Source organism: Amycolatopsis sp. NPDC051371, from assembly GCF_040682155.1.
GTDB lineage: Bacteria > Actinomycetota > Actinomycetes > Mycobacteriales > Pseudonocardiaceae > Amycolatopsis.
Window position 1 is genome coordinate 361193 of the sequence record NZ_JBFBAG010000004.1, and the last position, 13531, is coordinate 374723.

The window sequence follows — 13531 nt, forward strand, 5'->3', positions numbered from 1 at the left end:
GCACCGGGGGCACTGTGAACTGGATCGTGTTCGACTACGGCGACGTCCTGAGCAAGCCGAGCCTGGCCCGCCCGGAGATGGCCGCGCTCATGGGCGCGCCGCTGCCGGAGTTCGAGAAGGCGTACTGGGAGTACCGGATTCCCTACGACGCCGGGAGCACTCCGCTCGAGTACTGGCAGACGGTCGGCAAGGCCTTGGACGTGTCCGTCGACGAGACGCTGTCGGCCGAGCTGACCCGCGTCGACGTCGAAGGCTGGGCCCACCTCGAACCGTCTTCGCAGGCGCTGTTCGAGGCGCTTTCCGAGGCCGGCGCGTCACTGGCGCTGCTGTCGAACGCCCCGGTGGTGTTCGGCGAATGGGTCCGCGCGCAGGAATGGGCGCGGCACTTCCGCGTGACGCTCTTCTCTGGCGACGTCCGGTGCGTCAAGCCGGACGCGAAGATCTTCCGCCTCCTGCTCGACGAGCTCGGCGCGGAACCGGCCGACTGCCTGTTCTTCGACGACCGGTCGTCCAATGTGGACGGAGCACGGGCGGTCGGGATGAAGGCAGAGGTGTGGAACGGCGCCGACGCGGCGCGGGCGTGGCTCGAGTGAGCCACGCCCGGTCACAGGCTCAGTAGCGGTTGATGCGGCGCGGGTCCTTCTTGCCGCTGATCGCGCGGTACCCGGCGGCGCCGAGGAACGCGATGCCGCCGATGATGGCGATCCACAGGACGGCCTTGAACACGAAGCCGATCACGGCGCCCAGCACCATGAACGCCACCCAGGCGACGATCAGGCCGCCGACGATCTTCCAGAACATGGCTTCCTCCGATTGCTCCCGTGGCCCCTCCGGCCCGATGCCTCCACTGTGGCACCTCGACCGGAGAAACTCCCCTCGTCGAGCCAACGTTCAGGGATGAATCAGGGTTCCCCCTGGCCGAGCCACGCCCCCAACCGGCGGACGCCCTCGTCGATGTCGGCCGCGCTGCCGGCGAAGGAGAACCGGACGTACTTGCCGCCGTCGACCGGGTCGAAGTCGACGCCGGGGGTGATGGCGAGGCCGGTTTCGGCGAGCAGCCGCTGGCACCAGCTCAGGCTGTCCTCGGTGTACGCGCTGACGTCGGCGTACGCGTAGAAGGCACCTTCGGCGGGGGCGAGCTTGTCGAGGCCGATGCCCTCGAGGCCGGTGAAGAGCCGGTCGCGGTTGGCGCGGTAGTGCTCGACGTGCCCGTCGGCCTCCGCGTACGCCTCCGGGGTGAAGGCGGCGAGCGCCGCGTACTGCGAGACCGCGGGCGGGCAGATGGTGAAGTTGCCGGTCAGGACGTCGACCGCGCGGTGGAGCCGCTGCGGCACGAGCATCCAGCCGAGCCGCCAGCCGGTCATCGCGAAGTACTTCGAGAAGCTGCCGAGCACGAGCGGCTCGCGGCCGAACTGCCACGCACAGTCAAGCTCGGCACCATAGGAAATGCCGTGATAGATCTCGTCGCTGATCAGCTGCACCCCGTGCGACGAGCACCAGCCGGTGATCGCGGCGAGCTCCCCGGGCGGCAGGACGGTCCCGGTCGGGTTGCTGGGGCTCGCGACGATCAGGCCGTCGATCGGACCGAGCTCGTCGAGCAGGGCGACGGTGGGCTGGAAGTTCGTCTCGGCGGTGGTCGCGAACTCGACGACTTCGCAGCCGAGAACGGACAGCAGGTTGCGGTAGGCGGGGTAGCCGGGCCGGGCCATCGCGACCTTGGCACCCGGGTCGAAGGCGCTGAGGAAGGCGAGCAGGAAGCCCCCGGACGACCCGGTGGTCATGACGACGTCCTGCGCGCTGACGTCGAGGCGGTATTTCCGCTGGTAGTGCCCGGCGACGGCCTCGCGCAGCTCGGGGATGCCGAGCTGCTCGGTGTAGCCGAGGGTGCTTTTGCCCAGCGCTTCGCGGGCCGCTTCGAGGACGGGTTTCGGCGCGGGCGCGGACGGCTGCCCGGCGGCGAGCGACACGAGATCGCCGTGGCTGCGCTGCCGGGCGCCCGCCGCGGAGAGGACGTCCATGACGTGGAAGGGCGGCACACCGGCCCGCAGCGCGGGACCCGCCTCGAGGTCGGCCATGCGGCCAGGCTAGTTCTAGTACCCCTGGTAGGCACCACCGTGGGCCATGGCCTTGATGCCGGGCACGTTGCCCAGGCCGCCGTAGCGGTCGAAGGAGTACCGGACCCCGGCGATGATGTTGTCGACCGGGTTGTAGATGTTGTCGTGCCCGGGCAGCTTGTGCGCGTTGAACGTCCCGTCGATGCACTGCATGAGCCCCTTGGACGGGTGCCCGGCAGCGGCATTCGAATTGCCGGTCAGGAAGAGGTGATCAGCTTCCTGGGCCGTCCACGTGCCCAGTTCCGTGGTCACGCACCACACGTCGCCCCGCCCGGCGTCTTCCTTCCGCATGAAGGCCCCCGTGACGACCGGGTTGTTCAGGTGCACTGAGAACTCCCGGCGCCAGGTTTCCGGCCGGTTCGCCCGCTCCACCGGGAGTACGCGAGGCCGCGCTCCGGACAGGTACCCCGCCAGCGCGATCGCGTCGAGGACGGCACCGGGCGCCTGGTAGACGACCGTCTGAGGTGCGGAGTAGCCGGGTCGCACGTAGCGAGTGCCCTCGGCGTCGATGATCGCTTCGAGCCACGCCGCGCGCTGGGCGGTCGACATCGCCAGCACCTGGGCGACCGCGTCGGACCTGGGATTCCCCGCTCGCGCCAGCAGGTCCTGGGCGTAGTCGTGGTCCAGCCGGAACTGGTGCCGGGGTCCGCACCCGCCGCGGTCGTCGACGTACACCACGTGCGGCACGCCGTCGAGAAGCCGGCGGATCTTCTCCACCATTCCGGGCTTCGACTGCGCGATGGACATGGTCGGGCGGTGCTGCCTCGTCTCGATGTGACCGTCACCGGCGATCCACCCGAGGATCGCCGCTTCCGAAACGCTGATTTCCAGCGACGACTCCGTCTCGGCAGGCGCAGTCAGGAGAATCCGGTCGCGAGAGCGGACGTCGTCGGTGGTGACGAAGCGAGGCTCGGTCTCGTACTGGTTCTCCTGCTTCGGCGAAACGAAGCCGTGCTTCTTCCGCCGATGCACCGCGACACCGTTCTCCGGCTGCTTCGCCGCGCGCGGCTCCCAGCCGCACTCCGGGCAAACCACCGGCAGGCCGGTGCGCCTGATGCTGACCCGCGGCAGGGTGAGCCAGCGGTGGTTCGGCGTCGTGGTCGCCTGCCAGCGGGAGTTGCTCATCCGGACCAGCGGGGCGTCTTCGTGGTGGACGACCCGGGTGATCCGCGTCCACTCGCTGCGTCCGGTGGCGGGGTTGAAGCCGATCGTCTCGTCGCCGACCTCGACCGCGTCGTGCTTCAGGAGGCCGCGATTGGTCACGATCACCGTGTCCAGCGGCACGCAGTCCCAGTTGTTGATGGCGTTGGGATTACCGCCGGACTCGTGCTGGATGATCGCCCAGATGTTGGGGATGTCGGCGTCCGTGACGGGCACGCCGGCGGCCTGGAGGGCCTTGATGGCCTCCTGGATCCACTGCTGGACATTGCCCGGGGGCGGCGAGGACGGGGGGCCGCCGCTGGGGCCGAGACCGCCGCCTCCGCCCCCACCGCCGCCTCCTCCGCCACCGCCACCGCCGTGGGAGGAGCCGTTACTGTGGATGCCGCCGGTGCTCTTGGGCGCCGCGGGGGTGCTGCTCGGCAGCGGGACCTGGTCGTAGCCGCCCTCGATCTGCTGGGACATCAGCGTTTGCGAGGCCTTGATCGCGGTGTCGGCCTGGGTCTGCAGGCCGGCCACGTCACCGTCGTACCCGGCGGTGATGGTGTGGATGTCCGTCTTCGCCTTCGCCTTGATCTCCGCGGCGGTCGGACTGGGCGCGGGCTTGTCCGGGTTTTTTTCGTGCTCCGCGGCCGCTCTGCCCGCCGCGTCCATGTCGGTCTGGGCCTGCTGGTTGCGGGCGTTGACCGCCTTTTCCGCGGCCAGCTGCTTGTCCTGGACGTTCTTCTTGATCTGCTCGAGCGTCGACTCGAGGCTGTCGAGGTCCTTGGCGACGTCCTCGAGGTGCGTCTGCACCTTGGTGCCGGCGTCACGGACTTGGCGGACGTAGGTGAAGAACTGGTCCGCCGCCGGGCCGGCCCAGACATCGCCGCCCAACGCGTCCGTCGAAGACTTCAGCGACGCGTTGTGGTCACCCGCGTTCTTTCCGGCCTCGCGGAACTGTGTCGCCGCGTCCGTGATTTTCTGCAGGTTGACCTTTTCGACCTGGTCGACCTTCTTCATGAAGGCGTCCCAATTGTCCGGCGTTCCGGCGCCGATCCCGTTCAAGCCCACTGTGGTGCCCCCTGCTCAGTTCACTTGTCGACGTGCAGCTTGAGGTCGCTCGCCCCGACCTGGTCGGTCTCGGCGATCAGGCCGGCGGCCTTGCGCATGGCGAACCCCAGCGCCTCCATGTGCTTGCCCGCGGCGTCGAACTGGCTGTGCACGCCGTCCTTGAACTTGCCGACCGCGCCGTGCGCGTCGCCCTTGTCGTCCATCCCGCCGAAGGGGCTTTCCTTCTCGTGATCGAGACCGGTGACCTTCTGCTTGGACTTTTCGAACTCGTCCTTCAGCTTCTCCACCTGGCCGGCCGCGATGGCCATCGAGTCGGCGTCGTAGACAGGCACGGTTCGTCATCCCCTTCGCAAACTTGCGTCCGCCCGATCAGACGTCGTCATGACCAAGACGGTTCCCGCGCTTACTTTATGACTTCCCGAGGGGTCCGCGTACCGATCCCGGCCAACTTCCACCCGGCGGGGCTCAGGCCTCCGCCATCAGTTCACGGATCCGCGTCGCCAGCAGGGCGTTGTCGGCCGGAGTCACTGTCGCCCATTCGCGACCGTCGCGGTCCGACACCACCTGGAACAGGTAGCGCCCCGCGTCCGTGTCGAAGAACGCCGCCACTCGGCCCGCCCGGTGGACCACTCCGTCACGACCCACGCGTTCCGCGCCGAACTGGCCGCGGGCCTCCTGGCCCAGCAGCATCCCCGAGAGCTCCTGGGCCTGGAACAGCTCCACACCGCGGTCCTCCAACGCCGTGACCAGCGCCTTCGCGTCTCCGCGAGCGGCCGCGTCAGCCTCGCGAAACACCGAGTACGGGATGCTCACCGTCTGGCCGATGCCCGGCCCGAGATCGCCGGCCACCGAGACCGCCGCCTCCGGGAGGCCGTCCTCCGTGGCCGGGATCAGCCAGACCTCACCGTTGTCCACCACGGCAAGCACCGCCTGGCTGCGGACGCTCACCGCGCGGCCGCGGATCTCGCGCTCGGCCCACACCCACACGTCGATGCCGAACTGGGGGCGGGCCAGCAGGTGCAGCAGGTCCGCCACCTCGCCCGACACCCGGCCGTTGCGGGCCAGGCGCCGCTCGCTCAGCGACGCCCACGCCGCCTCGATCACTTCCCGCCGCTCCGTGCGGGTGGTTCCTTCGCTCGGCACGTCCAGCGCGACGTGCTTGCGCGGCAGTTGCAACGACTCCCAGAGCACGTCGAACTCACGCGCGGACAGCACCAGCGACACGGTCAGCGCCCGTCCCCGCCGTGGTCGCCGAGCACGTCGGGGGAAACCATCCGCTGGTCGGCGAACAGGTCCTGGTCGTCGACGCCGTAGCGGCGGACGTGCTCGGCGTCGTCCTCCTGCGGGGCCGCCTCGGACAGGAACTTCGCCTCGCCGGGCCGCTGCTTCGGGCTGATCTGCTCCGACTTCCGCAGCGCGACGGCCTCCTCCTCGGGCAGCTCGCCGACGGGCAGCGGCCGCACCGGGCCCTTCGCCTGGCCCTTCTCCCGCCGCAGGCGCTCCTTGTCGCCGCTCAGCGCGCCACCGGCCGCGCCCGCGCCGACCGCCGCCGCGCCCGCGCCGATCTCGCCCGGCGTCACGCCGGGCTTCGCCACGAAACCGCGTTCGGCCGTGAACTGGCCCGGCGGAAGCGGGGCCTGCGGCATCGCGCCGACCGAGCGCCCCTTGGCCAGCAGGCCGTCGGGGCCGCGGTTGGTGCCGCTGAGCGAGCCTTCGACGCCGGTCGAGCCGGCACCGGACGTGCCACCGCCGCCGAGCGACTTGATCGGCGCCGTCGCCGGCGACGAGCCGGGCGGCAGCGAGCCGGGCGCGCCCGGCGGGACGAACTGCTCGGCGCCGGCACCGGTGGCCAGGCCGGGCGAGAAGTGGTCGCCCGACGACGTGCCGCGGCCGGGAGCGTTGATCCAGCCGGGCCCCGGCGACGTCGGCGGCTTCACGCCCGCCGGGGTCGTCGACGAAGGTGTCGTGTGCTGGGCGGGAGCCGTGCCCGCGCTGCTGCCGGTCTGGCGCGGCGGCTGCGGGGCCGACCGGGACGGCTGTTGCGCCGCGACGCCGTAGACCGGGGTCGGCGGGTCGGCGTGGACCGTGTGCGACACCGGCTGCACCACCGGCGGGTCGACGTGCACCGACCGGACCTTGTCCGACGCCGGCCGCACGCCGCCGTCCGGGGTCACCGCGACGGCGGCGCCCGCGACGTCCAGCACACCCGGCGTGACGCCCGGGGCGGCCAGCTTCAGCGACTCGGGGTCGGACAGCGACTGCGTCGAGAGCAGGTTGGTGCCGCTTTCCTGCGCGTACTCGTTCAGCGCCTGCTTCGCCTGCTCCTTGGCGTCGTTCGCGGCCTCGACCTGCCGGGCGTGGTCGGTCTCGAAGCCGATCAGGCTGAGCAGCAGGCCGTCGGTGAGCGTGTAGCCGCCCGCGCCCTTCCGGACGGTCTCGGCGTCCGGAAGCTTGTACTTGGTGCGGTTGAACGACTCGCCCTGCTCGAACACCATTTCCGCGGCGTGCGCGACCTTCGTCGTCGCGTCCTGGGAGAACCCGGCCTGCTCGGTGAGCACCTGGCTGGCCGCGCCCCCGGCCTGGCTCTGCCATTCGACACCCAGCTTGAGCAGCTGCGCGCGCAGCGTCTGGTCGGTGTGGGCGAGGGCGGTCGCGACGGCCTTCAGCGCGTCGACGGCCGTGCCGATGCTGCCGGTGCCGTCACCGTTGACCATCCGCGTGATCTGGTCGGCGATCGCGGTGTTGGTCCAGCCGTCGAACCGGTGGTTCTGGATCCCGGCCGCGAGCTCGGAGAATTCCACGCGCCCTCCCTAGTTGCGTGCTTTCAAGGTCTGCAGCGCGACGTCGGCGGCGTGCACCGACAGGTCGCACAGCTGCGGCTGAGTGAACTTGCCGCGGGTGATGGCGAAGGTCTGGACGGCCAGCGTCTGGCCCCTCGCGACGCCGACGAGCGCCTCGCAGTCGGCGGGGTCGCCGGCCGCGCGGTAGTTCGTCAACGCCGGATAACCACCGATGGTCTTCGGCTCGGTGGTCATGCTGTTCTTCTTGCGGGACCCGGTGATCCACTCGTCGAGGTCCGCCGACACGGCGCGCACGTGGAAAGCGTGCACCGGCTCGGCGCCGTCCGCGTCGAACACGCACGTCGGCCCGTCCTCCGGTGGTGCTTCGCGAGGCGCGCTGGTGATCTTCATGGCGTCGAGCTGCACCTGCGGGAACACCTCGCACAGGTTGACGCCTTGCAGGGTCAGCTCGGCCGGGCGTTGCGGCAGCTGGGCGGCCTTGGCGCTCTGCGACGCCGCTGTCGCGGCCGTCTCGACCGGGTAGGGGGTGCCTTCGGTGCCCGCCGAGCAGCCGGCGAGCGCCGCCGTCGCGAGCACGCCCCCGGTGACGATGCGCACCTTCCGGCTACGCACCGTGCTTGGCGCGGTCACCGAACACCGCCGCCTTCTCGTCTTCGCTGACCTTGTAGTCCTTGGCGGCCTCACGCAGCTGCGAGACCAGGCGTTTCAGGCCGGCGACGTACTCGCGGACCTGCCCCGCGTAGGAGCGGTCGCCGTCGGCGATCAGGGTGTTCCAGGCGTCGATCGACTGGGTGCTGATGACGTCGGCGGACGGTGCGTCGATCCGCAGCTGCCCGAGCTTGGTGAGCAGCTGGTCTTCGAGGGAGTTGGCCTGCTCTTCGACGATCCGGGCGACGTCGAGGAGCTTGTCCGGGTGGACCAGGACGTCCGCGGCCGCCGGCGCCACGGGGACGGCCGAGCTGAGGTCGTACGAGGGTCCTGACATGCTCTCCCCTGACGTCATACGGACAGTGACCGGCCGACTCCCGTCGAGGCTACCAACCCGGGTGTGACAGCAGGCTGAGATTGGACGAACTCCGTCCCCCGCCGGTTCCCGGATCAGGCGCGCTGTTTCGCCGCCGGAGCGCCGATCTCGCCGTTCGCCGCCTTGAGCGCGATGTCCGTGCGGTGGTGCGAGCCCGCGAGGTGGACCTTTTCGACGGTCTCGTACGCGTGCTTGCGGGCCGACTTGAGGGTCTTGCCGGTGCCGACCACCGAGAGCACGCGGCCGCCGGAGGAGACCACGGCGCCGTCGTCGCGACGGCGGGTGCCCGCGTGCAGCACGCCTTCCAGCTCGGCACCGCCGATGACGTCGCCGGTGCGCGGCTTGCCCGGGTAGCCGTCGGCGGCGATCACGACGGTGACCGCGGCGCCGCCCGCCCACTCCAGCGGCGGGTGCTCGGCGAGCTTGCCGGTCGCGGTGGCGTGCATCAGCCCGGCGATCGGGGTGCGCAGCAGGGCCAGCACGACCTGCGTCTCCGGGTCGCCGAAGCGGCAGTTGAACTCGATGACCTGCGGGCCGTCAGACGTCAGCGCGAGGCCGGCGTAGAGCAGGCCGGAGAACGACGCGTCGCGCGCGACCAGCTCGTCGGCGACCGGCTGGACGACCTTCTCGACCAGCTCGTCGACCAGGTTTTCGGGTGCCCAGGGCAGCGGCGCGTAGGCACCCATGCCGCCGGTGTTGGGGCCGGCGTCGTCGTCGCCGACACGCTTGAAGTCCTGCGCGGGCAGCAGCGGCACGACGGTGTGGCCGTCGACGAAGCAGAACAGCGACGCCTCCGGTCCGTCCAAAAAGGACTCCAAGAGGACCGGGTGGCCGCCGTCGAGGAGCATGATCGCGTGCTTGCGCGCGACGTCGTAGTCGGTCGTGACGACGACGCCCTTGCCGGCGGCGAGCCCGTCGTCCTTGACCACCCAGGTCGGGCCGAAGCGGGCGAGCGCGGCGTCGAGGCGGGCCGGGTTGTCGACCACCTCGCTGCGCGCGGTCGGCACGTTCGCCGCGGCCATGACGTCCTTCGCGAACGCCTTCGAGCCTTCGATGCGGGCCGCCGCGGCCGACGGGCCGAAGCAGGCGATCCCGGCCTTGCGGACGGCGTCGGCGACGCCGGCGACGAGCGGGACCTCGGGCCCGACCACCACCAGGTCGGCCTGCCAGCTCTTCGCGAGGGTCGCGACCGCTTCCGGGTCGGCCGCCTCGACGCCGAGCTGCTCGGCCATGGCGGCCGTCCCGGCGTTGCCGGGCGCGCAGGCCAGGGCGGTGACCGTGGGGTCGCCGGAAGCCGCGAGGACGAGAGCGTGCTCACGGGCGCCGGAGCCGATTACCAGTACGCGCACGCCGCACAGCGTATCCGGCCGTGTTCGCCCCGGACATTTCGCCGTCCTCCGGCACCCGGGGTGAGCAGGAGTCCACGCGCCGTTTACCGAGGTGTTCACCCAGGTACCGCCCGGAGACGCTTGCGGCAGTGAGGGTTGCGCGAGTAGTCAGGGTCAACCCTGTGTGAAAAGAGGTCATCAGATGAAGCGCAAACGTGTCGGCGTACTGGCACTCGCCGGACTGGCGTTGCTGAGCGTCACCGGACTGGCCGTCGGGTCGGCCAGCGCGTCCACGGCGCCATCCGAAAGCGGGGGGTCCGCCGATGCGGCCGCGCACGGACGGGGCCACGATGACCCCGTGATCATCGGACACCGCGGCGCGCCCGGGTACCGGCCGGAGCACACCCTCGCCTCGTACGAGCTCGCCTACCGGATGGGCGTGAACTACGTCGACGTCGACCTCGTCCCCACGAAGGACGGCCAGCTCGTCGCCCGGCACGAGCCGGAGATCAGCGGCACCACCGACGTCTCGAAGCACCCGGAGTTCGCGAACCGCAAGAAGACCCTGGTGATCGACGGCGTCTCGACGACCGGCTGGTTCACGCAGGACTTCACGCTCGCCGAGCTGAAGACGCTGCGCGCGGTCGAACGGATCCCGGCGAACCGGCCGCACAACACGCTGTACAACGGGCGCTACCAGGTCGCCACCTTCCAGGAGGTGCTCGACCTGACCCAGCGGCTCGGCAAGGAACTGCACCGGACGCTCGGCACCTACCCCGAGGTCAAGCACTCGACGTTCTTCCAGTCGATCGGCAACCCGGTCGAGCCGAAGCTGGTCACGGCGCTCAAGCGCAACGGTCTCGACCGGCCGGACGCGCCGGCGATCATCCAGTCGTTCGAGGTGTCGAACCTGATCGCGCTGCACAAGCAGGTCCGGACGCCGCTGCTGCAGCTGACGTCGGCTTCGGGTGCTCCGGCGGACTTCGTCGCGAACGGTGACAAGCGGACGTACGCGGACATCGTCTCGGCGAAGGGGCTTAAGGACGTCGCGAAGTACGCGAAGTACCTCGGGCCGGACAAGGCGCAGATCATCCCGCTGGACGCCGCCGGAAACCTGACCAAGCCGACCGCGATCGTCGCGGACGCGCACAAGGCGGGCCTGAAGGTGCAGCCGTACACGTTCCGGAACGAGAACCCGTTCCTGCCGGCGAACCTGCGCTCGTCGGCCGAGCCGGACGCCTACGGTGACGTCTTCACCGAAGAGGCCGCGTTCCTCGAGGCCGGTGTCGACGGCTTCTTCGCCGACCAGCCGGACACCGCCCTCGAGTCGCTGCACGCGTTCCTGGGCCGGTAATCGCTTTGCCGTGAAGGGCACCCTCCTGGACGCTATGTCCATGAAGGTGCCCTTCACGGCTTTCGACGGCTTCTCCGGCGTGATCCTGGTGACCCGCGGCGAGGAGACGCTCGTCGCGGAGGCCCACAGACACGCGCACATCGGCTACGGCGTCGAGAACACCGTCGACACGCGGTTCGCGGTCGCCAGCGGCACCAAGGGGTTCACCGCGCTGGTCGTCGTGGGACTGGTCGCCGAGGGCCGGCTCCAGCTGACGACGAAAGCCCGCGAAATACTCGGCGACGACCTGCCGCTGATCGACGACCGCGTGACCGTCGAACACCTGCTGACGCACACGTCCGGCATCGGCGACTACTGCGACGAGGAAGCGGATCCGGAGCCGACCCCGTTGCTCGCCACGTCGGCCGACTACCTGGCCGCGCTCGGCGGCTACCCGCAGAAGTCCCCGCCGGGCCGGGAGTTCCGCTACAACAACGGCGCGTTCGCCGTCCTCGGCCTGATCGCCGAACGGGTCGCGGGCATACCTTTCGCCGACCTCGTCCGGACCCGCGTGACCGAACCCGCCGGGATGACGGACACGGCGTTCCTCCGCTCGGACGCGCTGCCCGCCCGGACGGCCACCGGATACCTCGAAGACGGCCGCACCAACGTGTTCAGCCTGCCGGTGGTGGGCTTCGGCGACGGCGGGATCTACAGCTCCGCGCCGGACTTCCGGAAGTTCTGGCCCGCCTTGCTCGACGGCCGGATCCTGCCGCGCGAGTGGGTGGACCGGATGCTCAGCCCGCACGCGGACGGTTACGGGCTCGGCTTCTGGCTGCCGCGGCCGGGCGTGGTGCACCTGGACGGCGGTGACCACGGCGTCACGTTCTGGAGCTCGCACGAGCCGTCGTCCGGGCGCACGGCCACCTTGATCTCGAACAACCACCGAGGTGGCGGGCCCCTGCTGCGGCGGCTGGACGAGTTCTTGACGAAGGCTTGACACCCCTCGGGACCAGGGCTACCTTCGGCGAATTCAATGGTCTGGCCGCATACCTTTCAAGAGGTGCCCGATGGATGTTTCCGACCAGCAGACCACCCCCGACCACGATGACGACAGTGCCCGGCTGCACCAGCTCGGCTACGCGCAGGAACTGAAGCGGACGATGTCGGGGTTCTCGAACTTCGCCGTCTCGTTCACCATCATCTCGATCCTCTCCGGCTGCCTGACGCTCTACGGGTTCGGCATGAAGACCGGCGGGCCCGCCGCGATGATCTGGGGCTGGCCGCTGGTCGGGATCTTCGTCATCCTGGTCGGGCTCGGCATGGCCGAGGTCTGCTCCAGCTACCCGACCGCGGGCGGGCTGTACTACTGGGCGGCGAAGCTGGCGCCGAACAAGTCCGGCCCGGTCTGGTCGTGGTTCACCGGCTGGTTCAACCTCATCGGGCAGATCGCCGTCACCGCGGGCATCGACTTCGGCGCGGCGCTGTTCCTCAACGCGTTCCTCGACCTGCAGTGGGGCTTCACCGCGACGCCGGGGCACACGATCCTCCTGCTCGCGATCATCCTCGTGGTGCACGGCCTGCTGAACACCTTCGGCGTCCGGATCGTGGCGATCCTCAACAACGTCAGCGTGTGGTGGCACCTCATCGGCGTGCTGGTGATCGTCGGCGTGCTGATCTTCGTGCCGGCCAAGCACCAGGACGCGTCATTCGTCTTCGGCAGCTTCGTGAACCAGACGGGCTGGGGCTCGACGTTCTACGTCTTCGCCATCGGGTTGCTGGTCGCGCAGTACACGCTGACCGGGTACGACGCCTCGGCGCACATGACCGAAGAGACGAAGAGCGCGGCGACGGCCGGACCGCGCGGCATCGTCATGTCGATCGTCGTCTCGCTCGTCGCGGGCTGGATCCTCTTGATCGGCCTGACGTTCGCGATCCAGGACTACGACGGTGCGGTCGGCTCGGCCACCGGCGTCCCGCCCGCGCAGATCTTCATCGACGCGACCGGCGCGGTCACCGGCAAGTTCCTGCTGCTGATCTGCATCGGCGCGCAGCTGTTCTGCGGCATGGCGTCGGTGACGGCGAACTCGCGGATGATCTACGCGTTCGCCCGCGACGGCGCGATCCCCGGGTCGAAGTTCTGGCACAAGATCAACAAGCGCACGCAGACGCCGACGAACGCCGTCTGGCTCGGCGCGGGCGGCGCGCTGATCCTGGCCCTGCCGTACCTGTGGAGCTTGACGGCCTACGCGGCGGTGACGTCGATCGCCGTGGTGGGGCTGTACGTGGCGTACGTGATCCCGGTGTTCCTGCGAGTCCGCCGCGGCGACTCGTTCGAGCCCGGGCCGTGGTCGCTCGGCCGTTGGGGCAAGCCGGTCGGCATCGTCGCGACGATCTGGGTCGTGTTGATCTTCTTCCTGTTCATGTTGCCGCAGGTGTCGCCGGTGACGGTGGATTCGTTCAACTACACGCCGATCGCGTTCCTGGTCGTGCTCGGCGGCGCGGCGCTGTGGTGGGTGCTTTCGGCCCGGAAGTGGTTCACGGGCCCGAAGGTCCAGGGTTCGGAGGCCGAACTCGCGGCTGTCGAACAGGAGCTCAAGGAACTCGGCTGACGCTCGGCGCAAGTGGTCGTGAGTGAGAAACAGTGTTAGCGCCGGGGTGATCGGCATCGAGTACGCGTCGATGTTCGCCGCGCTCGGCTCGCGGGTCACCGTGGTGGA

Annotated in this window: 12 protein-coding genes and 3 pseudogenes; 5 read left to right on the forward strand and 10 right to left on the reverse strand. The window is 70.0% G+C overall.

Features of this window, described 5'->3' with window-relative positions; all coding sequences use genetic code 11:
* Positions 1 to 14 precede the first annotated feature (14 nt).
* Positions 15 to 593 (forward strand): HAD family phosphatase, encoded by a 579-nt coding sequence (locus tag AB0M59_RS08270; RefSeq protein WP_364610648.1) that lies wholly within the window; start codon positions 15 to 17, stop codon positions 591 to 593.
* A 19-nt stretch (positions 594 to 612) separates the two neighbouring features.
* On the opposite strand, the gene AB0M59_RS08275 is transcribed toward AB0M59_RS08270, so the two are convergent.
* From AB0M59_RS08275 to purD, 10 genes and pseudogenes are all read right to left on the reverse strand, one after another.
* The gene (locus AB0M59_RS08275) at positions 613 to 801 is read right to left on the reverse strand and encodes a hypothetical protein (protein WP_364610651.1); all 189 of its coding nucleotides are present in this window, start codon (positions 799 to 801) and stop codon (positions 613 to 615) included.
* A 101-nt stretch (positions 802 to 902) separates the two neighbouring features.
* Positions 903 to 2075, reverse strand: a complete 1173-nt coding sequence (locus tag AB0M59_RS08280; RefSeq protein WP_364610653.1) for a pyridoxal phosphate-dependent aminotransferase — start codon at positions 2073 to 2075, stop codon at positions 903 to 905.
* Between the two features lie 15 nt (positions 2076 to 2090).
* A pseudogene (locus tag AB0M59_RS08285) lies at positions 2091 to 2306 on the reverse strand (transglycosylase SLT domain-containing protein); the annotation flags it as partial.
* 1095 nt (positions 2307 to 3401) lie between these two features.
* Positions 3402 to 4325: pseudogene (locus tag AB0M59_RS08290) on the reverse strand (WXG100 family type VII secretion target); the annotation flags it as partial.
* Positions 4326 to 4345: 20 nt separating this feature from the next.
* Positions 4346 to 4657 (reverse strand): hypothetical protein, encoded by a 312-nt coding sequence (locus AB0M59_RS08295; protein WP_364610656.1) that lies wholly within the window; start codon positions 4655 to 4657, stop codon positions 4346 to 4348.
* A gap of 133 nt (positions 4658 to 4790) precedes the next feature.
* Positions 4791 to 5549 (reverse strand): ESX secretion-associated protein EspG, encoded by a 759-nt coding sequence (locus tag AB0M59_RS08300; protein WP_364610659.1) that lies wholly within the window; start codon positions 5547 to 5549, stop codon positions 4791 to 4793.
* A 2-nt stretch (positions 5550 to 5551) separates the two neighbouring features.
* A complete protein-coding gene (locus AB0M59_RS08305; RefSeq protein ID WP_364610662.1) occupies positions 5552 to 7126 on the reverse strand; it encodes a hypothetical protein in 1575 nt (524 codons plus the stop codon).
* A gap of 9 nt (positions 7127 to 7135) precedes the next feature.
* Positions 7136 to 7702 carry a DUF3558 domain-containing protein gene (locus AB0M59_RS08310; RefSeq protein ID WP_364610737.1) on the reverse strand — a complete coding sequence of 189 codons (567 nt, stop codon included), beginning with the start codon at positions 7700 to 7702 and terminating at the stop codon, positions 7136 to 7138.
* Positions 7703 to 7730: 28 nt separating this feature from the next.
* Entirely contained in the window at positions 7731 to 8111 is a 381-nt protein-coding gene (locus tag AB0M59_RS08315; protein ID WP_364610665.1) for a hypothetical protein, read from the reverse strand.
* A gap of 113 nt (positions 8112 to 8224) precedes the next feature.
* Positions 8225 to 9499 (reverse strand): phosphoribosylamine--glycine ligase, encoded by a 1275-nt coding sequence (gene purD, locus AB0M59_RS08320; RefSeq protein ID WP_364610668.1) that lies wholly within the window; start codon positions 9497 to 9499, stop codon positions 8225 to 8227.
* Positions 9500 to 9680: 181 nt separating this feature from the next.
* Here purD and AB0M59_RS08325 point away from each other — a divergent pair, with 181 nt between their 5' ends.
* From AB0M59_RS08325 to AB0M59_RS08340, 4 genes and pseudogenes are all read left to right on the forward strand, one after another.
* Positions 9681 to 10832: a glycerophosphodiester phosphodiesterase gene (locus AB0M59_RS08325; protein ID WP_364610671.1), complete on the forward strand. Its 1152-nt coding sequence runs from the start codon at positions 9681 to 9683 to the stop codon at positions 10830 to 10832.
* Between the two features lie 40 nt (positions 10833 to 10872).
* The gene (locus AB0M59_RS08330; protein ID WP_364610673.1) at positions 10873 to 11811 is read left to right on the forward strand and encodes a serine hydrolase domain-containing protein; all 939 of its coding nucleotides are present in this window, start codon (positions 10873 to 10875) and stop codon (positions 11809 to 11811) included.
* A 70-nt stretch (positions 11812 to 11881) separates the two neighbouring features.
* Positions 11882 to 13423: an amino acid permease gene (locus tag AB0M59_RS08335; RefSeq protein WP_364610676.1), complete on the forward strand. Its 1542-nt coding sequence runs from the start codon at positions 11882 to 11884 to the stop codon at positions 13421 to 13423.
* A 34-nt stretch (positions 13424 to 13457) separates the two neighbouring features.
* Positions 13458 to 13531, forward strand: a pseudogene (locus tag AB0M59_RS08340) (NAD-binding protein); the annotation flags it as partial.